A 19,339-nucleotide genomic window follows, 5' to 3' on the forward strand; every position below is an offset into this window, starting at 1 on the left:
TGTCTTAGGGTCTCGTGGGCTCGGAGATGTATATAAGAGACAGATGGTGGCGCGGGCGGCGGCGCGGCCGAGCCAGAAGGCGGAGCCCTCGTCCCCGAGCTGCCACCCGAACCCATCGGCAGTCTCCACCGGCACATGGTCGATAATTTTTGCCGCGATGGCCCCCGTCCCCGAGATGAGCACCGTGCCCGACGGCGCGGCCGTGCCGGCGGCGAAGGCCGTCACGATGTCGCCGACCACCCCCACGGGGACGGCTTCGGGCAGCAGGTCGCGGAAGACGCGCCCGGCCAGCCCGGCGCACAGCTCCGGACTGCCCGCCAGCCCCACGACCACCCCCGCGACCTGGTAGGACCCGGCCAGGGCCGCGGTGACGGCGGCCGACAGGTTGGCGGCCGCCTGCTCCATCCCCAGCGCCCCCGGATTGGCGCCGCCCGCATGCCCGCGCCGCACCTCCGACCCCGCCGGCGTGAACAGCGCGGCGCGGGACGAGGTGCCCCCGGCGTCGACGCCCAGAACCACGTACATGTCAAAAATTATTGCCCAAACGCCTTGACCGCACCACTGGTTGAGCATAATTTTCATCGCGTGGAACTACTGAGCCGCATCAGAGCCGAGCAGCACGACATGCCGGAGGCGTTGCGCAAGGTCGCCGACGCGATACTCGGCGGCCCGGCCGAGGCCGCCCGGCTGACGATCGTGGACCTGGCCGAGCGGAGCGGGACCTCCACCGCGACCATCACCCGCTTCTGCCGCGCGCTCGGCTTCGCCGGATACGCGGAGCTGCGCGTGGCCATCGCCACCGAGACCGGCCGGGTGGCCCAGCAGACCTGGCAGACCGACATCGGCCAGGAGATCCTGCCCGACGACAGCCTCGACCGCGTGCTGAGCGTCGTCTCCGGCAACGACATCCGCCTGATCCAGGAGACCGGCGACCAGCTCGACCTGGCCGTGGTGGAGAAGGTGGCGCAGGCGGTGGCCAGGGCGGGCCGGGTGCTGCTGTTCGGGGTGTCGAGCAGCGCGGCCGTGGCCAGCGAGATGGAATACCGGCTGCAGCGCATGCGGGTGCCGACCTGGAGCAGGTCCGACGCCCACAGCGCGCTGACGGACGCGGCCCTGCTCGGGCAGGGCGACGTCGCGATCGGCATCTCGCACAGCGGCAGGACGCGCGAGGTCATCGAGGTGCTCGCCGAGGCGGGCAGCCACGGCGCGATCACCGTCGCCGTCACCTCGCAGCCGAAGTCGCCGCTCGCGGAGGTGGCCGAGCTGGTGCTGACCACGGCCAGCCGGGCGACGAGCTTCCGGTCCGAGGGGTTCGCGGCGATCCATTCGCAGCTGCTGGTGCTCGACGTCGTGTACGTGTCGGTCGCCCAGCGCACGTACGAGCGGACGAAACAAGCTTTCGACGTCACGGTTCGCGCCGTGGCCGGACATCGCCTACCCGAAGGGGACATATGACAAAAGATCCAGCCGTGGAGCCGCAAGCGTTCGCCGACCACGTCGCCCACCTCGTCCGGGTGATCCCGGGCGATCCGGAGATCACGCGGGCCGCCGATCTCTTCACGAAGGCGCTGACCGGCGGCGGGATCATCCAGGCGTTCGGCTCCGGCCACTCGGAGGCCGTCGCGATGGAGATCGCCGGCCGCGCCGGCGGGCTCGTCCCCACCAACAGGCTCGCGCTCAGAGACATCGTCCGGTACGGCGACGCCCCCAGGTCCGAGCTCGACCGCTACGACCTCGAACGCGACCCGTCCGTCGCCCGCACCATCCTCGACCTGGCTCCGGTCCGGAAGGGCGACCTGTTCGTCATCATCTCCAACTCCGGCGTGAACGGTGTGGTCGTCGAGCTCGCCACGCTCGTCAAGGAGCGCGGTCATGACCTGATCGCGATCACCTCGTGCGCCCACAGCGATGCCGTCGCGTCCCGCCACCCCTCGGGCCGCAAGCTCGCCGACCTGGCCGACGTCGTCCTGGACAACCACGCACCTTACGGCGACGCCGTCCTGCCCCTGCCCGGTGGAGGCGCCACCGGGGCCGTCTCCACGATCACCTCCGCGCTGCTGGCCCAGCTCGTCGTGGCCCAGACGGTGCGGAACCTGCTCGAAGCCGGTGAAGTGCCGCCGGTCTACCTCTCGGCCAACGTCCCGGAGGGCGATGCGCACAACCTCCGGCTGGAGGCCCTGTACGCGGGCCGCATCCGTCGCGGCGCCTGACCGGGCCGCAAGACCCGCAAGCCGCCGTACGCCGCAACAACCCGCACAAACCAGCAAGCCGTACGCCATCGCACGCCGCACGCACCAGTAAGCCGTACGCCATCCCACGCCGCACGCACCAGTAAGCCGCATATGACCCCGAGCCGGGCCCGACGGCTCTGTTCGGCATGCACGACATTCGGGGGCCGCACAACCAAGGAGAACCCCTCCCATGTCACGAAATTTCGGAAAAGTCCTGCTCTCCTTAACCATCCCCATCGTCCTGGCGGCCGTGGCCCTCGTGGCCACCCCCGCGAACGCCGCCCAAGCCGTCCGCCTCCAGTACCGCACCAGCTCACCCGGCGCCACCACCGCCCAGGCCGAGCCCTGGCTCCAGCTCTTCAACGACGGCACCACCACCATCCCGCTCAACCAGGTCAAGATCCGCTACTACCTGACCGGCACGGAGACCTACCGCTTCGCCTGCTCCTGGGCCGTGGTGAGCTGCTCGACGGTGACGGGCCAGTTCGTCCGCCAATCGGGCTCAGGCCAGTACCTGGAGGTGGGCTTCACCTCCGGCAGCCTCGCCCCCGGCCAGACCACCAGCGACCTGCAGCTGCGCTTCTACCGCGCCGACTGGCAGACCTTCACCCAGAGCGACGACTACTCCTACGGCGCCCAGACCGCCTACGCGAACTGGGACAAGATCACCGTGTACGTCAACGGCCAGCTCGCCTGGGGCAGGCCGACGGGCAGCGAGCCCACGCCGACCCCCACCGTCACCCCGACCGTCCCGCCGGGCTCGGCGGGCGTGCTGTTCGACGACTTCAGCTACTCGGGATCGAACGACCCGCTGCTGGCCCAGCGCGGCTGGACGGTCCGCTCCTCCTCGGGCGGCCCGGGAGTGCCCGGCGCGACCTGGTCGCCGTCGGCCGTCTCGTTCCCGGGCGGTCTGCTGACGCTCGACAGCTCCACGAACGGCACCGCCGCGGGCACCGTACAGACCGAGTTGTCCACCGCGAGCCGCAAGTTCCACGAGGGCACCTACGCCGCCCGCGTCCGCTTCAGCGACGCGCCGAGCAGCGGACCCGACGGCGAGCACGTGGTGCAGACCTTCTTCACCATCACCCCGCTGCGCTACAACCTGGACCCCGACTACGGCGAGCTCGACTTCGAGTACCTGCCGAACGGCGGCTGGGGCGAGCCGGCCAACATCCTGTACGCCACGAGCTGGGAGACCTACCAGGGCGACCCCTGGCAGGCCGTGAACACCCACACCGAGGAGCGCGTCAGCTTCGCCGGCTGGCACGACCTCGTCATCCAGGTCTCCGGCGGCCGGATCAGGTACTACGTGGACGGCCGCCTGTTCGCCGACCACGGTGACATCTACTATCCCGAGACCCCGATGTGGATCATGTTCAACCAGTGGTTCATCGATCTCCAGGGGGCCACGGGGACGCGTACGTACCGGCAGCAGGCCGACTACCTCTACTACAGCAAGAACGAGGTCGTCGCGCCCGCCGACGTGCTGGGCCGGGTCGCCTCCCTGCGCGCCGCCGGCACCTCCTTCAAGGACACCGTCCCGAACCCGTGACCAAGCCCTGCGCCCGCCGCCGGCGGGCGCAGGCACCCCCCACCAGAAGGAACGCCATGAAGAACCGCATCCTGGCCCTGGCGGCCGTGTTCGCGCTCGGCGCGTGCGGCACCGCCGAGGAGCCCAAGGCGGCGGCGCCCGGCGCCCCCGCCAAGCTGACCGTCTGGATCATGGACGGCAGCGTCACGCAGGACCTGCTGAAGAAGTTCGAGACCGAGTACGAGGCCGCGCACAAGGGCGTCGACCTCGACATCCAGATCCAGGCGTGGGACGGCATCGGCGAGCGCGTCACCGCCGCCCTGGCCAGCACCGACGCCCCCGACGTGATCGAGGTGGGCAACACGCAGGTCGCCCAGTACTCGGCCAGCGGCGGCGTCACGGATCTGACGTCCAAGATCGCCGACCTCAAGGGCGAGGACTGGCTGCCCGGCCTGGCCCAGCCCGGGAACATCGACGGCAAGCAGTACGGAATCCCCTGGTACGCCGCCAACCGCGTGGTCGTCTACAACAAGGACCTGTTCGCCAAGGCCGGCATCAAGGAGCCGCCGAAGACGCGCGACGAATGGCTAAATATCACGACAAAGCTCAATAAGGGTGGCAACCAGGGCATCTATCTGACCGGCCAGACCTGGTACGCCCTCGCCGGCTTCGTCTGGGACGAGGGCGGCGACCTGGCCGTCCAGCAGGGCGGCAAGTGGGCAGGCGCGCTCGACACGCCGCAGGCCCTGGCCGGCATGGACTTCTACCGGCGCCTCCAGGCCCTCGGCAAGGGTCCCAAGGACGCCGACGAGGCGAACCCGCCGCAGCACGAGGTGTTCGCGCAGGGCAAGGCCGCCCAGATCATCGCCGTCCCCGGCATCGCCGCCCGGGTTCTGGAGGTGGACGCCAAGCTGAAGGACAAGATGGGCTTCTTCCCCATCCCGGGCAAGACGGCCGACAAGCCGGGCACGGTCTTCACCGGTGGCTCCGACCTGATCATCCCGGTCGCCGCCAAGCGCCAGGAGGAGGCGTACGAGCTGGTCAAGGCGCTGACCGGCGAGCAGTTCCAGACCGAGCTGGCCAAGGCGATGAGCTTCGTCCCGAACCGTACGTCGCTGGCCGGCGTGCTCTCCGGAGACGAGGGCACCGCCGCCATGGCGACGGCCGCCGCCAACGGCAGGGCCACCCCGAACACCCCCAACTGGGCCGCCGTCGAGGCCACCTCCGTGATCAAGCAGTACATGACCGCCGTGCTCACCGGCGGGGATCCGGCGGCGGAGGCGAAGAAGGTCTCCGAGTCGATCACCACGACCCTGAACAGCGGATCCTGATGTGGCGTAGGACCCACTCCTTCTGGCCCTACCTGCTCATCGCGCCCACGGTGGCAGGCGGGGCCTTCCTCCTGCTCTATCCGCTGCTCAAGGCGGCGGTGATCTCGTTGCAGCACTTCCGCATGGGCGAGCTGATCAGGGGCGGCGCGACCCTGGTCGGCCTGGAGAACTACGCCGAGCTCCTGTCCGACGCGGAGTTCTGGCAGGTGCTGCTGCGCACGCTCGTGTGGACCGCGATCAACGTGGTGCTCATCGTGGTCCTCTCGACGGGCGTGGCGCTGATGCTGCTCCGCCTGCGCCGCGGCCTGCGCCTGGCCCTGATGAGCGCCCTGGCGCTGGCCTGGGCCACGCCGATCATCGCGGCGACCACGGTGTTCCAGTGGCTGTTCCAGTCGGAGCTGGGCGTGGTCAACTGGCTGCTGGTCACGCTCGGCCTCGACTCCTTCCAGGGCTACACCTGGTTCGCGAACGGCACGGCCACGTTCGCCGTCCTGGTGATCCTGGTGGTGTGGCAGTCGGTCCCGTTCGCCGCGCTCACCCTGTACGCGGGCCTGACCACGATCCCGGCCGAGCTGTACGAGTCGGCCAGGATCGACGGGGGCACCGGCCCGCAGGTGTTCTGGAAGGTGACCGTGCCGATGCTCCGGCAACTGTTCGCCCTGGTCGCCTCGCTGGAGGTGATCTGGGTGGCCAAGTGCTTCCCGCAGATCTGGGTGCTCAGCCAGGGCGGCCCCGACGGGGCCACGACCACCCTGCCGGTGTACGCGTTCAAGATCGCCCGTGTCCTGCACCGCTACGACCTGGGCTCGGCGGTGGCCATGCTCACGGTCGTCATCCTCGCCGTCGCCCTGGTCAGCAACCTGCGCCGAATGGTCCGCCAATGACGCTCCCGAAGCCCCGCCGCGCGCTCCCGACGCCGCGCCGCTCGCTGCCGAAGTCGCGCCGACCCCTCATGAGGCGGCTCGCGCTCAACGCCGCGGCGATCGCCGTACTGGTGGTCATGATCTTCCCGGTCTACTGGATGTTCCTGACCGCGTTCAAGCCGACCAGGGACATCCAGGCGGCCACGCCGACGTTCTGGCCCGCCCATCCGACGATCGAGCACTTCGTCACCGCGATCAACGCGCCCGGTTTCTGGACCTACTGGCGCAACAGCCTTCTGGTGACCGTGGCAGCGGTGGCGTTCGCGCTGGTGGTGTCGCTGCTGGCGGCGTTCGCGGTGGCCAGGATGCGCTGGCGGGGGAAGTCCGCGTTCGTGGTGGCGGTGTTCGCGGCGCAGATGGCGCCGTGGGAGGCGCTGCTGGTGCCGGTGTTCATCATCGCCAGGGACAACGAGCTGCTGGACTCGCTGGCCATGCTGACCGGCGTCTACTTCATGATCACGCTGCCGTTCACGCTCGTGACGCTGCGCGGGTTCCTGGCCGCCATCCCCCTGGAGCTGGAGGAGGCGGCGCAGGTGGACGGCTGCAGCCGGATCGTGGCCTTCCGGCGGGTGGTCTTCCCGCTGCTGGCGCCCGGCCTGATGGCGACCTCGCTGTTCGGCTTCATCACCGCGTGGAACGAGTTCGCGTTCGTGAACGTGCTCATCATCAAGGACCAGGGCAAACGGACGCTGCCGGTGTGGCTGTCGTCCTTCCGCGACGTCTTCGGCACGGACTGGGGGGCCACGATGGCGGCGGCCAGCCTGTTCGCGCTGCCCGCGCTGCTGCTGTTCCTGTTCCTGCAACGCCGCGTGGGCACGGGGATGACGGCGGGGGCGGTGAAGGGCTAGCCGGCGAGGGGCGGCGGGCCGCCCGCTGCCGTCATGGCCTCGCCCGTGCCGGTCTCCCCGGGCCAGTCCGCCGGATCGGACACGAAGGTGCCGCGGTGCGGCACCGAGTAGACCCATCGCTGCTCCCGCAGGAGCGCGACGGCCTGCCGGGCGGTGACCTTGGCGACGCCGAAGTGCCGCATCAACGCCTTCTCGCTGGGTATCGCCCGGTTCGGCCGGAGCTCGCCGCGTCTGATCCGGGCGGCGACCTCCGCGGCGATGATCGTGTAGATCGCCTTCGGCGGCTTCGCGCGTGGCACGCCGAGCGGCCCGACGAAGGTGCCCTCGCCCTGGACGGTATGGACGAGCCGGCGCCGGCGAAGCTCGCGGGCCACGTTGCGCGCGGTGGTCCGGGCGATGCCGAACTCCTCCTCCATGGCCGCCTCGCTCGGCACGGCGTCGCCGACCCGGAGCTGCCCGCCGGAGATCCGCTCGTGGATCAGCTCGGCGACTTGTACGTAGAGCGGGACGGGGCCGTCACGGTCGAGCATGCTCAAATCGTAGACGTTTGGATACAAGCAAGTAGGCAGAGTCAGGCCGAAGGCCACGACTCCTTCGGGGAGACGTAACTGCCGCGCTGGGGGACGGTGTAGATCCACCCCTGCTCCCGGAGGAGCGCCATGGCCCGCCGCACCGTCTCCCGTGCCACGCTGTGCTGCTCCACCAGCTTCGCCTCACCCGGTATCGGGCGTCGAGGAGCGAATTGCCCCGCCTTTATCTGGTCGGCGATTTCTGTGGCGATCTGCTGGTAGAGGGGTACTTTGCGCTTCTTGCGTGGTGCTCCTTCGGCCGGCCCGACGAAGGCGCCCTCTCCTTGGACGGTGTAGATGAGCCCTTCTTCGCGCAGGACGTGGATGGCCCGTCTGGCGGTGGTTCTGGCGACCCCGAACTCGTACTGGATGTCCGCCTCGCTCGGCACCGGGTGTCCCGACGAGAGCCCGGAGAGCCGGTGCCGCAGGATGTCGGCGATCTGGATGTAGACGTGGGTGTCCCCTTCGTAATCGAGCACGTAGGCAACATAGGCCAAGACGGGAGAGAGCTCTCATATCGCGCTGTCTGTTTAGACAGAAGTTCCTGTACAAGCAGACAAGCGCAGACGACCGGACTTATGGTTAGCGCGTGATCAGCTCTTCAGCACCGGTCCCAGAAGATGACCGGTTCCACTCGCCCCATGTGCCGGCGCCCCGCCCCGACTGCATCACGCTCATGTGGGAGCCCCTGCACCCGACCAGCGGGCAGATCCGAGTCCGGGATTACACCTGCGACTGCGAAGCGACGTCCTACGAGCTGTGCCAGTCCGGCGGGCTCTACTTCATCCGCAGGACCCGCCGGGTCAACGGAGTGGAACTGATCGACGAGTGCGCCCGCAGCCGCCTGTCCAAGACGTTGATCGTCTGGGGCCAGCTGCTGCTGGGGTCCGCCAGATAGAGGGACCGCGGAGTCGTCCTCGGGTTGGGCCGGGCCGCTCGCGACGGCCACCCCTGACCGGTAGGCGCCGTCGCCGCCCGCATCCACCACGCTGATGCACCCCGCTGGTCACCGTGACAGCCAGGCCCGACACGCCATCACCTGCCTCCTGCACGAGGGCGATCGGCATCGAGAACCTGAACTTCTCGCAGGAGCAGCCGCAAACCCCTTTAACCTGCCCGGCCCTGCTCACGTGTTGAGGAACGGTGCCCCTTTTCCCGACGTCCGCAGCGCGGAAGCCTGTGGGATCGACGGTGGAGCGTCCGGGGAAGCCGTGCGCTCCTGCGGGTCACGACGCAGGAGCGAACGCGGGGCGCTCCATCAAGCGCCGGCGGTGAACGCGGCGTGCCGGGCCCTGGCGTCGGGCCCGGTGCCGGTCTCCGGCAGGTAGTCGCGTGCCGCCAGCCAGGCCGCCGCGCCGGCCGCGTCGCCGGCCGTGCTGACCTGCTCGCCCGCCAGCAGCTCGATCACGGCCTGACGCACCGGGCCGGCGCTGGTCAGCACGCTTCCGGCGAGCACCACCGGGCCGGACACGTGCACTCTCCTGAGCGTGGCGGCCAGGTGGTCGGCGGCGGCATGCGCGATCTTCACCGCTTCGGGGTCGCCTGCCGCGGCGGCCTGGCTGACCGGCGCGGCCAGGGCGGCCAGGCGCATGTGGTCGGCCTGCGCCAGCCGGACGATGCGGTCGGCGGCGGCCCGCGGCGTGGCGGGCCGCTCGCCGCCGAGGAAGTGCTCCCCGACAAGCGCGGCCAGCAAGCCACCGCCCGAGCCGCCCGAGCCGCCCGAGCCGCCTGATCCGCCCGAGCCGCCCGAGCCTCCGGAACCGCTCGCGCCGCCGCCCGAGCCGCCCGCAGCGTCGACCGTGCGCTCCGGGCTGCTCGCGGTGAGTGCTTCGACGGGGAGGAGGTCGCGGTCCAGGGCCTCGATGACCGCCTTGGTGGCCGCGCGGCCGATCCAGAAGCCGGATCCCGCGTCGCCCAGCAGCCACCCCAGCCCGTCGGCGAGCGCGTCGAGCTCGTGGCCCACGATCCTGGCCGCCACCGCGCCCGTACCGGACAGCAGGAGGGAGCCGTCCGGCTCCGGCGACCCCGCCGCGTACGCGATCGGCACGTCGCCCACGTACCGCGGCCCCTCGGCGATCCCGTGAGAGGCCCAGACCTTCGCCAGCTCCGGCACCATCTCCGCGACGTGCCCGGCGACCCCGGCCAGCGACCCGACCACGCGCGGCCCGCCGCCGGACGGGAGCGCCGCTTCCAGAGCGGCCGCGATCGCCGTGACCGCCTTGGTCAGCCCGTGGGCGCTCGGATTGCCGGCGCCCGCCCGCGCGTAGCCGACGCGGGTCCCGTCGAGCGCGTGGACGGCCACGCGGGTGGAGGTGGCACCGGCATCGACGCCGACCACTAGCGATTGAGTCACGGTCTGATCCTGGGGGTTGACGCCACCCTGAAGCAAGAATAATTTTCGCCAGAAGACCGAGTATTCGGAAGGAATATTCGTGACTTCAGGAGCCCTCGGGCGCGTCGAAACAGAGCTACCCGGTTTGCCGGAGGCATTGCGCAGGGTCGGCGAGGTGATACTCGGCGATCCGGCCGAGGCCGCGCGGTCGACCATCATCGCGCTGGCCGAGCGGGCCGGCAGCTCGCCCGCCACCGTGACCAGGTTCTGCCGGGCGTTCGGCTTCTCCGGCTACGCCGAGCTGCGCGTCGCGCTGGCCACCGAGACCGGGCGGGCCGCGCAGGCGGGCTGGGGCGCGGGCGTGGGCCACGAGATCGGTCCCGACGACCCGCTCGACGCGGCCATCGAGGTGATGGCGGCGGCCGACGCGCGACTCATCCAGGACACCGCCGCGCAGCTCGACCTCGACATCGTGGCCCAGGTCGCCGACGCCATCGTGGCCGCCCCACGGGTGCTCCTCGTCGGCGTCTCGACCAGCGGGAACGTCGCGACCATGTTCGAGGGGCGGCTGCGCCGCATCGGCATCCCGGGCTGGAGCGCGGGCGACGCGCACGTGGCGCTGTCGGAGGCGGCCCTGCTGAAGGCGGGCGACGTGGCCATCGGCATCAGCCACCGGGGCCGCACCCGCGAGGTCATGGAGGCGCTGGCGGAGGCCGGCAGCCACGGGGCCACGTCCGTCGCGGTCACCTCGTTCGCCCGCTCGCCGCTGGCGGACCTGGCCGATCTCGTGCTGACCACCGCCAGCAGGGAGACCACGTTCAGACTCGGCGGGCTGGCCGCCGTCCATTCGCAGCTGTTCGTGCTGGACGCCGTGTACGTGGCGGTGGCCCAGCGAACCTACGAACGCACGAACGAGGCGTTCGAGCGCACGATCAGCGCCGTGGAGAGTCATCGGGTGGAGAGAGGCTGAATGACGTACGCATCAAAGGTCCTCGATCTGGCACAACAGGTCGCGCAGAGCCAGGCGGACCGGGTCAGTGAGGCGTCGGCGCTGCTGGTGGGCTCGATCAGGGCGGACGGGGTGGTCAACGCGTTCGGCTCCGGGCACTCCGAGGCGATCGCCATGGAGATCGCCGGGCGGGCCGGCGGGCTCGTGCCGAGCAACCGCCTCTCCCCGCGGGACCTCGTGCTGTACGGCGGCCAGCCCCCGAGCGTGCTCACCCCGGAGCTGGAGCGGGATCCGGCCGTCGCCCACCAGATCTACGACCTGGCGCCGGTCGAGCCGCAGGACGTGTTCGTGCTGATCTCCAGCTCCGGCGTGAACGGCGCGGTCGTCGAGCTGGCCACGATCGTCAAGGAACGCGGCCACCCCCTGATCGCGCTGACCTCGGTCGAGCACAGCACCCGGATGACCTCGCGCCACCCGTCGGGCGGCAAGCTGCTCGACCTGGCCGACGTCGTCCTGGACAACGGCGCGCCGTACGGGGACGCCATCCTCGACCTGCCCGGCGGCGGCAGCTACGGTGCGGTTTCCACGATCACCTCCGCGCTGCTCGCGCAGATGGTGGTCACCGAGGCGGTCGACGCGCTCGTGGCGCTGGGCGAGACGCCTCCCATCTACCTGTCGGTCAACGTCACCGGCGGCGACGAGCACAACAAGGCGCTGGAGAGCCGCTACACCGGGCGCATCCGGCGCGGATCATGAATAGTCAGGAGTAGTCATCATGCCGAACACCCCCCATATCACCAGACGAGAGCTCCTTCGCGGTGCCGCGCTCGTACCCGTGGCGGGCGCGCTCGCCGCGTGTGCCACGCCGGCGGCCAAGCCGGCCGCCAGCTCCTCGGCCGCGCCGGTGGCGACCAGCGCGGCCAACCCCTTCGGCGTGGCGGCCGACAAGCCGCTGGAGGTGTGGATCTTCGACGGCGGCTTCGGCCAGGACTACGCCAAGAACATCCACCAGCCGCTGTTCAAGACCAAGTACCCGAAGGTCGAGATCAAGCACAACGCCACCAAGGAGATCACCAAGGTCCTCCAGCCGCGCTTCGCCGGCGGCAACCCGCCCGAGGTGATCGACAACTCCGGCGCCAACTTCATGGACTTCGGCGCGCTCGCGCAGGACAGCCAGATGCAGGACCTGACGCCGCTGCTCGACGCGCCCTCGTGGGACGACCCGGCCACCAAGGTCAGGGACACCATCGACCAGTCGGTCATCGACATCGGCACCTACGACGGCAAGTTCAGCGTCCTCGGGTACGTCAACTACATCCACGGCATCTGGTACTCGCAGAAGGTGTTCAGGGACAACGGCTGGGAGATCCCGAAGACCTGGGACGAGTTCCTCAAGCTCTGCGAGACCATCAAGAAGTCCGGCAAGATGGCGCCCTTCACGTATGCCGGGAAGTTCCCGCAGTACCTCTATGAGCCGCTGCTGACCATGGCCGCGAAGATCGGCGGCAGCGAGGTCCTGGTCAACATCGACAACCTCGAGGACGGCGCCTGGACCAGCGAGGCCATGAAGACCGCGGCCACGGCCTGGGCGGAGGTGGGCGCCAAATATCTGATGGAGGGCACCACCGGCCTCGACCACGTGCAGACCCAGACCGCCCAGAACAAGTACAAGGTGGCCATGCTGCCCTCCGGCTCCTGGCTGGAGAACGAGCAGAAGACCACCACCCCGGCCGACTTCGAGTACGGCATGTTCCCGATCCCCGACTTCACCAGCTCGGACAAGATGCCCTACGGCACCCTGCACACCCAGCCGGGCGAGAACTTCATCGTCTCCGCCAAGAGCGCCAACCCCCAGGCGGGCATGGAGTACCTGCGGGCCATGCTGTCGAAGAAGGCGGCCGGCGACTTCAGCGAGCTGGTGCGTACCGTGACCGTGGTCAAGGGCGCGAGCGAGGGCCGCCAGAACTCGCCGGGCGTCGCGAGCGCCTCCAAGGCGGTCGCCGACGCGGGCGCGAACGCCCTCTACTACCGCTGGCAGACCTGGTACGGCCCGCTCAAGGACGAGGGCATCGCCGCGACCGGCGAGCTGATGTCCGGTGGCCTGACGCCGGACAAGTACCTGGAGCGGATGCAGAAGAAGGCCGACGAGATCAAGAACGACTCCTCGATCAAGAAGTACAAGCGCTGATGATGTTCAACAGGTATCGCCGTGGGCTGTTCATCACCTCGTTCCTGGCAGCCCCGGTGATTCTCTACCTGGTTTACGTGATCTCCCCGTACATCCAGGCGTTCTACATCGCGATGACGGACTGGCGCGGCGTGACGGCCACGCCCACCTTCATCGGCCTGGACAACTTCCAGCGGCTCTTCGGCGACGGGACCTTCTGGAAGGCGGTCACGCACAACGGCGCGTTGCTCGTGCTGCTGCCGCTGATCACGATCGTCATCGCCCTGTTCTTCGCCTTCCTGCTGAACGTGGGCGGGGCGCAGGGCGTGACGGGGATCCGCGGGTCGAAGTTCTACCGCGTGGTGTTCTTCTTCCCGCAGGTCCTGGCCGTCGCGGTGGTGGCGGTGCTGTTCCAGCAGGTGTTCAGGCCCGACGGCAGCGGCATGCTGAACGGGCCGCTGATGGCACTCGGCCTGGACCCGGTCGGCTTCCTGTCCAACCGGAACGTGGCGTTCTGGTCGGTGCTGGGCGTCATGGTGTGGCAGGCGGTCGGCTTCTACGTCGTGCTGTTCTCCGCTGGCCTGGCCTCCATCCCCAGGGACATGTTCGAGGCCGCGCAGATCGACGGGGCGAGCCGGCTCAGCCTGTTCTTCCGCATCACGCTCCCGCTGCTGTGGGACACCGTCCAGGTGGCCTGGGTCTATCTGGGCATCCTGGCGCTGGACGTGTTCGCGATCGTGTGGGTCATGACCGACCAGCACGGCGGTCCCGACTGGTCGACCACGGTCATGGCCGCCGAGATCTACCGCAACGCCTTCCAATACTTCCGCTTCGGCTATGCCTCCGCCCTGGGCGTGGTGATGTTCTTCTTCACCGTCGGCTTCGCGGTCCTCTCGCTGCGGCTCTCGCGGCGCGAACGAATCGAGTACTGATGACAACGATGATCTCCTGGACGGCGGCGAACTCGCGCAAGATCGCCCGACAGGAGCGCAAGCGCCGGCTCGGCCCGCTCGGCATCCTGACGCACCTCGCGTTGCTGGTGTGGACGCTGCTGGTGATGGTGCCGATCCTGTGGACGTTCCTGGCCTCGGTGAAGAGCGAGGACGAGATCTTCGGCGACGCCTGGTCGCTGCCCGCCTCGCTGCGCTGGGACAACTTCGCCCGAGCCTGGGAGCAGGCGCACATCGGTCAGTACATGCTCAACAGCGTCATCGTGGTGACCTTCAGCACGTTCGGGACGATGCTCATCGGGTCGATGGCCGCGTACGTCCTGGCCCGGTATCCCTTCCGCGGCAACCGGGCGGTCTACCTGCTGTTCGTGTCGGGGCTGGCCTTCCCGGTCTACCTGGCGCTGACGCCGCTGTTCTTCGTCGTGCAGAACATGGGGAACGTGCCGCTGCTCGGCCCGTTCATCGGCCTGAACACGCATGCGGGGCTCGTGCTGGTCTACATCGCGTACTCGATGCCGTTCACTGTCTTCTTCCTGTCGGCCTTCTTCCGCACGCTGCCGACGGCGGTGGGGGAGGCGGCGATGGTGGACGGGGCCTCGCACACGCGGGTGTTCTTCCAGATCATGCTGCCGATGGCCAGGCCGGGCATCATCAGCATCACGATCTTCAACATCCTGGGCCAGTGGAACCAGTACCAGCTCCCGCTGGTGCTGCTCCAGGAACGCGACAAGTGGGTGCTCACCCAGGGCATAGCCGACATCTCCACCGCCGCCGGATACGACCAGGACTGGTCGGCCCTGTTCGCCGCCCTGACCCTGGCCATCCTGCCCATGCTCGTCGTCTACACGGTCTTCCAGCGCCAGATCCAGTCCGGCCTCACCTCGGGGGCGCTCAAATAGCTCGCATGCCCGGCATGCCGGGCTTAGGCTGCGGGATGTGACTGGCGACATCCGCGCGTTGCTGTCGCGCCATCTCCCCGACTACCGGGTGCGCTCCCTCCGCCGGCTCGGCCGCGGCCTCGACAACGTGGTGTACGAGGTCAACGACGAGCTGCTGGTGCGGACGAACAAGGCGGCCGACCCCCAGGCGACCCGGCAGGAGGTCGCCCGGCTGGCGGCCGTCAGGGAGCTGTCCCCGCTGCCGGTCCCTGAAGTGGTCTTCGCCGACGAGGAGTCGGGCGTGATCGCGTACCGCAAGCTGGCCGGCGAGCCGCTCAACCAGCAGCCCGTGGACGACCCCGAGCGGCTGGCCGAGCCGCTCGGGGGCTTCCTCAGCGCCCTGCACGGGATCTCGCCGGGCCGGATGCGCGAGCTGGCGCCCCTGGACGTCTACCCGGCGCACACCCTCCTGCAGGACGCCGAGCTCGACTATCGGGACGTCGAGCAGCACGTCCCGGAGGCGCAGCGGCCCTTGGTGGAGCGGTTCCTCCGGGACGCCCCGCCGGACGAGCCGCGCACCCTGCGCTTCTGCCACAACGACCTGGGGGCCGAGCACCTGCTGGTGGACGCCAGAACCAGCTCGATCACCGGCGTCATCGACTGGACGGACGCGGCCGTCACGGACCCGGCCCACGACTTCGCCCTGATCTACCGCGACCTGGGCCCGGAGATCTTCGAGCTCACGGTGTCGCACTACGAGTTCGACCTGGACGATGAGGACCGGGCGCGGGTGCTCTTCTACGCCCGCTGCGCCCTGATAGAGGACCTCGCTTACGGCCTCAGCACCGGCCCCGCCCACTACGCCGACGCCGCCTTGTCCCACCTGTCCTGGACGTTCTCCTAGCCGAAGCCGGCACGGACCCTCGACGACCGCGACATCGCCCGACGCGGGAAAACGGCTCGCCTCAGGCCCGTATGTCCTGCTTTGCTGCCTGCATGACCTCTGTATGGGTGGGCGAGCGGGTGCGCCTGCGGGCCAAGGAGCCCGACGACTGGGAGGCGTTCCACTCCTTCGAGGAAGACTCCGACGCGGTCAGGAACGGCTGGCGCCTGCACCCGCCCAGCTCGGCCGCCTACGCGAAGAAGCGGACCGCCGAGGAGGCCGAGCAGCGGCCCGACCTCGACGACCCCGACCTGGTGATCGCCACCAGGGACGGCAACGTCCCCGTCGGGTCGATCGGCGCCCACCACAGCGACCGTGACCACGGCACCTTCGCCTACGGGATCAGCGTCGGCACCCCCTACCACCGCAAGGGCTACGCCAGCGAGGCCATCGTCCTGCTGCTGCGCTACATGTTCTTCGAGCGCCGCTTCCAGAAGGCCGAGGCGTGGGTCTACAGCTCCAACGACGCCTCGCTGGCCCTGCACCGGCGGCTGGGCTTCGTGGAGGAGGGCCGCCGGCGCAGGAGCCATTACGCCAACGGCCGCTACGACGACGAGGTCCTCTTCGGCATGACGATCGAGGAGTTCACCGCGCTGCACACCTGACCGGTCAGGCGCCCAACTCCGCGCGCAGCCGCCGGGTGGCGGTGACGACGTTCGCCAGCGACGCCTCCACCTGCTCGTACGTCCGCGTCTTCAGCCCGCAGTCCGGGTTGACCCACACCCGTTCCACCGGCAGCACCGCCAGCGTCCGCCGCAGCAGCTCCTCGACCTCCGCGGCGCCGGGCACCCGGGGCGAGTGGATGTCGTAGACGCCCGGCCCGAGCCCGCGCCCGAACGTCTCCACCGCCCCCAGGATCCGCGCCCCGGACCGGGCGGACTCGATCGTGGTCACGTCCGCGTCCAGCCCGTCGATGGCGGCCAGGATCTGGTCGGCGTCCGAATAGCACAGGTGGGTGTGGATCTGGGTCCGGTCCCCGGCCCCCGAGGTGGCCCGCCGGTACGCCGCCACCGCCCACTCCAGGTAGTCCTCCTGCGCGGCCCGCCGCAGCGGCAGCAGCTCGCGCAGGGCGGGCTCGTCCACCTGGATGATCGAGACTCCGGCCGCCTCCAGGTCGCGCACCTCGTCCCTGACGGCGTCCGCCACCTGGAACACCACGTCACGCAGCGGCAGGTCGTCCCGTACGAACGACCAGGCCACGATCGTGACGGGCCCGGTGAGCATGCCCTTGACCGGCTTGTCCGTCAGCGACTGGGCATGGGTGGCCCACCGCACGGTGATCGGCTCGGGCCGGCTGACGTCGCCATGCAGGATCGGCGGCCTGGTGCAGCGCGAGCCGTACGACTGGACCCACCCGGCCGCGGTGACGGCGAACCCGTCGAGGTGCTCGGCGAAGTACTGGACCATGTCGTTGCGCTCGGGCTCCCCGTGGACGAGCACGTCGAGCCCGAGCCGCTCCTGCACCCTGATGACCCGCTCGATCTCGGCCTCGACCTGCCGCTCGTAGGCGGCCTGAGACAGCGTGCCCGCGGTCACGGCGGCCCTGGCCGCGCGCAGCTCCCCGGTCTGCGGGAACGACCCGATCGTGGTGATCGGCAGCGCGGGCAGCCGCAGGTGCTCGGCCTGGGCCGCGGCCCGCACCGCGTACGGGCTGCGCGACTCGGGCACGACCGGCCCCGGCAGCGCCACGGAGGGCCCGGCCGGCGCCGAGCCGTGGAACCCGGTCCGCGCCAGCGCCGCCACCTCGGCCACCTTCTGCTCCGCGAACGCCAGCCGCGCCTTCAACGCGGGCTCCAGCGCCGTTTCCGCGCTCACGTCGTAAGGCACGTGCAGCAGCGAGCACGAGGTGCTCACCACCACGTCGCCGGACGGTACGGCGGCCAGCGCGGCCAGCGCCCGCTCCGGCGAGGTACGCCACACGTCGCGCCCGGACACCACGCCCGCCACCACGGTCTTCCCCGACAGGTCGACGACCGGGACGCCGCCGCGCACCAGGTCCACCCCGATGGCCTCCACCGGCGTGCCGGCCAGCACCGGCAGCGCCTCGCCGAGATCGCCGAAGTAGGAGGCCACGAACAGGCCGGGCCGGGCGCTCAGCGCGCCCAGCCGGTCGTAGGCGGACCTCAGCGCGGCCAGCTCCTCCGGCGTACGGTCGCCCACCAGCGCCGGCTCGTCGAGCTGCACCCACTGGACCCCCTCGGCGGCCAGCGCGGCGAGCAGCTCCTCGTAGCACCCCAGCACCTCGTCCAGCCGCTCCAGCGCCGACCCCAGCAGCAGGAACGTCACCGGCCCCACCACGACCGGCCGCGTCTCGAAGCCCAGCGCCCGCGCCTCCCGCACCTCGGCCAGCGGCTTGGCCGGGTCCAGCTTGAACACGGTCTCCGGCCCGATCTCCGGCACGATGTAGTGGTAGTTCGTGTCGAACCACTTCGTCATCCGCAGCGGCGCCAGCCCTTCGGTGCCCCTGGCCATCGCGAAATAGGGGTCGGCGGCGTCGCGGTAGCGCGAGGGCACCGCGCCGAGCAGCACCGCCGTGTCGAGCACCTGGTCATACAGCGAGAACGTGTTCGACGGCAGCCCCTCCAGCCCCAGCTCGGCCAGCCGCCGCCAGGTCCGCTCCCTGATCTCGGCGCCCGCCCGGTCGAGCTCGGCCCGGCTCGTCCGCCCGTCCCAGTACGCCTCCAGCGCCCGCTTCAGCTCCCTGCGCGGCCCGATGCGCGGGTATCCGAGCACGGTGGACCTGGGGAATGGGGACATGATCGTCAGCTCCTCGATGTCGTTCGGTAGATCGCTGCATCCTGCCGAGCACTCCGAACCTCGTGCATCATGTATTGGTGCTGCTTATGCATAAGGAGATGCACTGCTTCGCCGCGGTCGCCGGCCGGCTCAGCTTCTCCAAGGCCGCCGCCGACCTGGGGATGTCCCAGCCGGCCATGAGCCAGGCCATCACCAGGCTCGAACGCGCCGCCGGGGTCAGGCTCTTCGAGCGGACCGCCCGCGAGGTGCGGCTCACGGCCGAGGGGAAGGGGCTGCTGCCGTACGCGGAGCAGGTGATCGAGGCGGCCCGCGCGTTCGCCGCGGAAGCGGCCAGATTGGCCCGGCCGACCATTCACCTGGCTTATCCACCGTTGGTCGGCGCGCTGGCGGCGCGGATCGCGCGGCGGCTGGCGGGACGCAGCCCGGCGATCGGGGTGGAGCTGCGGGCGGCGGGGCGCGGCGCGGCCGCGCAGGCGCTGGCGAACGGCGAGATCTCGGCCGCGATCCTGGCGACCCCGGCGCCGGCGCAGTTCGTCACGGCGGCCAGATTCCACGTCACCGTCGATCACCTGGCCGTCCCCGCCGGGCACCGGCTGGAGTCCTGGCCCAGGGTCGGCGGGGCGGAGCTGGGCGGCGAGGTGCTGCTGTCGCCGGGCAGCCGGCCGTGGGCGGGGCTGCCGGGCCGCTCGCGCATGGTGGCCGACGACGACTTCGCCGCCGCGCTCGACCTGGTGGCGGCCGGCGCGGGCCTGCTGCCGATCCCGCAGCTCCTGGCGCGGACGATCAGGCGGGAGGACGTCCGCTTCGTGCCGCTGGACGCGGGGGACCTGCGCATCACGTATGCGCTGGCCTGGTCGAAGGAGCGCGTCACGCCGGAGCTGATGGCTCTGGTCCAGGCCGTGCAGGACGCTTTGTGGACCCGCTGAGGGG

Annotated in this window: 20 protein-coding genes; 15 read left to right on the top strand and 5 right to left on the bottom strand. The window is 70.2% G+C overall.

Annotated features, from left to right (window positions below; translation table 11 throughout):
- On the bottom strand, positions 1-525 hold a 525-nt coding region (locus ETD85_RS24140; RefSeq protein WP_276617264.1), incomplete at its 3' end, for a BadF/BadG/BcrA/BcrD ATPase family protein.
- A gap of 60 nt (positions 526-585) precedes the next feature.
- On the opposite strand from ETD85_RS24140, the gene ETD85_RS24145 reads away from it, so the two are divergent.
- The 6 genes from ETD85_RS24145 to ETD85_RS24170 all read left to right on the top strand — a co-directional run bounded on the left by ETD85_RS24145 (position 586) and on the right by ETD85_RS24170 (position 6,864).
- Positions 586-1,455 (top strand): MurR/RpiR family transcriptional regulator, encoded by an 870-nt coding sequence (locus tag ETD85_RS24145; RefSeq protein ID WP_240779367.1) that lies wholly within the window; start codon positions 586-588, stop codon positions 1,453-1,455.
- Positions 1,452-2,210 (top strand): sugar isomerase domain-containing protein, encoded by a 759-nt coding sequence (locus ETD85_RS24150; RefSeq protein WP_138692058.1) that lies wholly within the window; start codon positions 1,452-1,454, stop codon positions 2,208-2,210. The genes ETD85_RS24145 and ETD85_RS24150 overlap by 4 nt, the downstream gene beginning before the upstream one ends.
- Positions 2,211-2,421: 211 nt before the next feature.
- Positions 2,422-3,783, top strand: a complete 1,362-nt coding sequence (locus tag ETD85_RS24155; RefSeq protein ID WP_138692059.1) for a cellulose binding domain-containing protein — start codon at positions 2,422-2,424, stop codon at positions 3,781-3,783.
- 56 nt (positions 3,784-3,839) lie between these two features.
- A complete protein-coding gene (locus ETD85_RS24160) occupies positions 3,840-5,093 on the top strand; it encodes an extracellular solute-binding protein (protein WP_138692060.1) in 1,254 nt (417 codons plus the stop codon).
- A complete protein-coding gene (locus tag ETD85_RS24165; protein WP_138692061.1) occupies positions 5,093-5,977 on the top strand; it encodes a carbohydrate ABC transporter permease in 885 nt (294 codons plus the stop codon). Before ETD85_RS24160 ends, ETD85_RS24165 begins: the two co-directional genes overlap by 1 nt.
- Positions 5,974-6,864: a carbohydrate ABC transporter permease gene (locus ETD85_RS24170; RefSeq protein WP_138692062.1), complete on the top strand. Its 891-nt coding sequence runs from the start codon at positions 5,974-5,976 to the stop codon at positions 6,862-6,864. The genes ETD85_RS24165 and ETD85_RS24170 overlap by 4 nt, the downstream gene beginning before the upstream one ends.
- Here ETD85_RS24170 and ETD85_RS24175 read toward each other — a convergent pair.
- Together ETD85_RS24175 and ETD85_RS24180 are read right to left on the bottom strand one after the other, a co-directional pair.
- Positions 6,861-7,394: a GntR family transcriptional regulator gene (locus ETD85_RS24175; protein ID WP_138692063.1), complete on the bottom strand. Its 534-nt coding sequence runs from the start codon at positions 7,392-7,394 to the stop codon at positions 6,861-6,863. The genes ETD85_RS24170 and ETD85_RS24175 overlap by 4 nt on opposite strands.
- Positions 7,395-7,435: 41 nt before the next feature.
- Positions 7,436-7,912 (bottom strand): winged helix-turn-helix domain-containing protein, encoded by a 477-nt coding sequence (locus tag ETD85_RS24180; protein ID WP_170246812.1) that lies wholly within the window; start codon positions 7,910-7,912, stop codon positions 7,436-7,438.
- 164 nt (positions 7,913-8,076) lie between these two features.
- Here ETD85_RS24180 and ETD85_RS24185 point away from each other — a divergent pair, with 164 nt between their 5' ends.
- The gene (locus tag ETD85_RS24185; protein WP_138692065.1) at positions 8,077-8,331 is read left to right on the top strand and encodes a hypothetical protein; all 255 of its coding nucleotides are present in this window, start codon (positions 8,077-8,079) and stop codon (positions 8,329-8,331) included.
- A 360-nt stretch (positions 8,332-8,691) separates the two neighbouring features.
- Here the strand turns inward: ETD85_RS24185 and ETD85_RS24190 are convergent, their stop codons facing one another.
- Positions 8,692-9,786: a BadF/BadG/BcrA/BcrD ATPase family protein gene (locus tag ETD85_RS24190; RefSeq protein ID WP_170246814.1), complete on the bottom strand. Its 1,095-nt coding sequence runs from the start codon at positions 9,784-9,786 to the stop codon at positions 8,692-8,694.
- Between the two features lie 79 nt (positions 9,787-9,865).
- On the opposite strand from ETD85_RS24190, the gene ETD85_RS24195 reads away from it, so the two are divergent.
- From ETD85_RS24195 to ETD85_RS24225, 7 genes are all read left to right on the top strand, one after another.
- On the top strand, positions 9,866-10,735 hold the full coding sequence (locus ETD85_RS24195; protein ID WP_138692067.1) for a MurR/RpiR family transcriptional regulator: 870 nt from the start codon (positions 9,866-9,868) through the stop codon (positions 10,733-10,735).
- On the top strand, positions 10,736-11,470 hold the full coding sequence (locus ETD85_RS24200; protein WP_138692068.1) for a sugar isomerase domain-containing protein: 735 nt from the start codon (positions 10,736-10,738) through the stop codon (positions 11,468-11,470).
- Between the two features lie 19 nt (positions 11,471-11,489).
- Positions 11,490-12,902 carry an N-acetylglucosamine/diacetylchitobiose ABC transporter substrate-binding protein gene (gene ngcE, locus ETD85_RS24205; protein ID WP_138692069.1) on the top strand — a complete coding sequence of 471 codons (1,413 nt, stop codon included), beginning with the start codon at positions 11,490-11,492 and terminating at the stop codon, positions 12,900-12,902.
- Complete coding sequence (locus tag ETD85_RS24210) at positions 12,902-13,813, top strand: carbohydrate ABC transporter permease (protein ID WP_138692070.1); 912 nt, start codon at positions 12,902-12,904, stop codon at positions 13,811-13,813. The genes ngcE and ETD85_RS24210 overlap by 1 nt, the downstream gene beginning before the upstream one ends.
- Positions 13,813-14,730, top strand: a complete 918-nt coding sequence (locus tag ETD85_RS24215; RefSeq protein ID WP_170246815.1) for a carbohydrate ABC transporter permease — start codon at positions 13,813-13,815, stop codon at positions 14,728-14,730. Before ETD85_RS24210 ends, ETD85_RS24215 begins: the two co-directional genes overlap by 1 nt.
- A gap of 37 nt (positions 14,731-14,767) precedes the next feature.
- Positions 14,768-15,613, top strand: coding sequence for a phosphotransferase family protein (locus ETD85_RS24220; RefSeq protein WP_170246816.1), 846 nt, complete (start codon positions 14,768-14,770; stop codon positions 15,611-15,613).
- Positions 15,614-15,705: 92 nt separating this feature from the next.
- Positions 15,706-16,257 carry a GNAT family N-acetyltransferase gene (locus ETD85_RS24225; protein ID WP_138692072.1) on the top strand — a complete coding sequence of 184 codons (552 nt, stop codon included), beginning with the start codon at positions 15,706-15,708 and terminating at the stop codon, positions 16,255-16,257.
- Between the two features lie 4 nt (positions 16,258-16,261).
- Here ETD85_RS24225 and metE read toward each other — a convergent pair whose 3' ends face one another.
- Positions 16,262-18,409, bottom strand: a complete 2,148-nt coding sequence (gene metE, locus ETD85_RS24230) for a 5-methyltetrahydropteroyltriglutamate--homocysteine S-methyltransferase (protein WP_138692073.1) — start codon at positions 18,407-18,409, stop codon at positions 16,262-16,264.
- A gap of 86 nt (positions 18,410-18,495) precedes the next feature.
- Between metE and ETD85_RS24235 the strand changes: the two genes are divergently transcribed.
- Positions 18,496-19,335: a LysR family transcriptional regulator gene (locus ETD85_RS24235; protein ID WP_240779377.1), complete on the top strand. Its 840-nt coding sequence runs from the start codon at positions 18,496-18,498 to the stop codon at positions 19,333-19,335.
- Positions 19,336-19,339 lie beyond the last annotated feature (4 nt).

This window comes from Nonomuraea zeae (assembly GCF_005889725.1).
GTDB classification, from domain to species: domain Bacteria; phylum Actinomycetota; class Actinomycetes; order Streptosporangiales; family Streptosporangiaceae; genus Nonomuraea; species Nonomuraea zeae.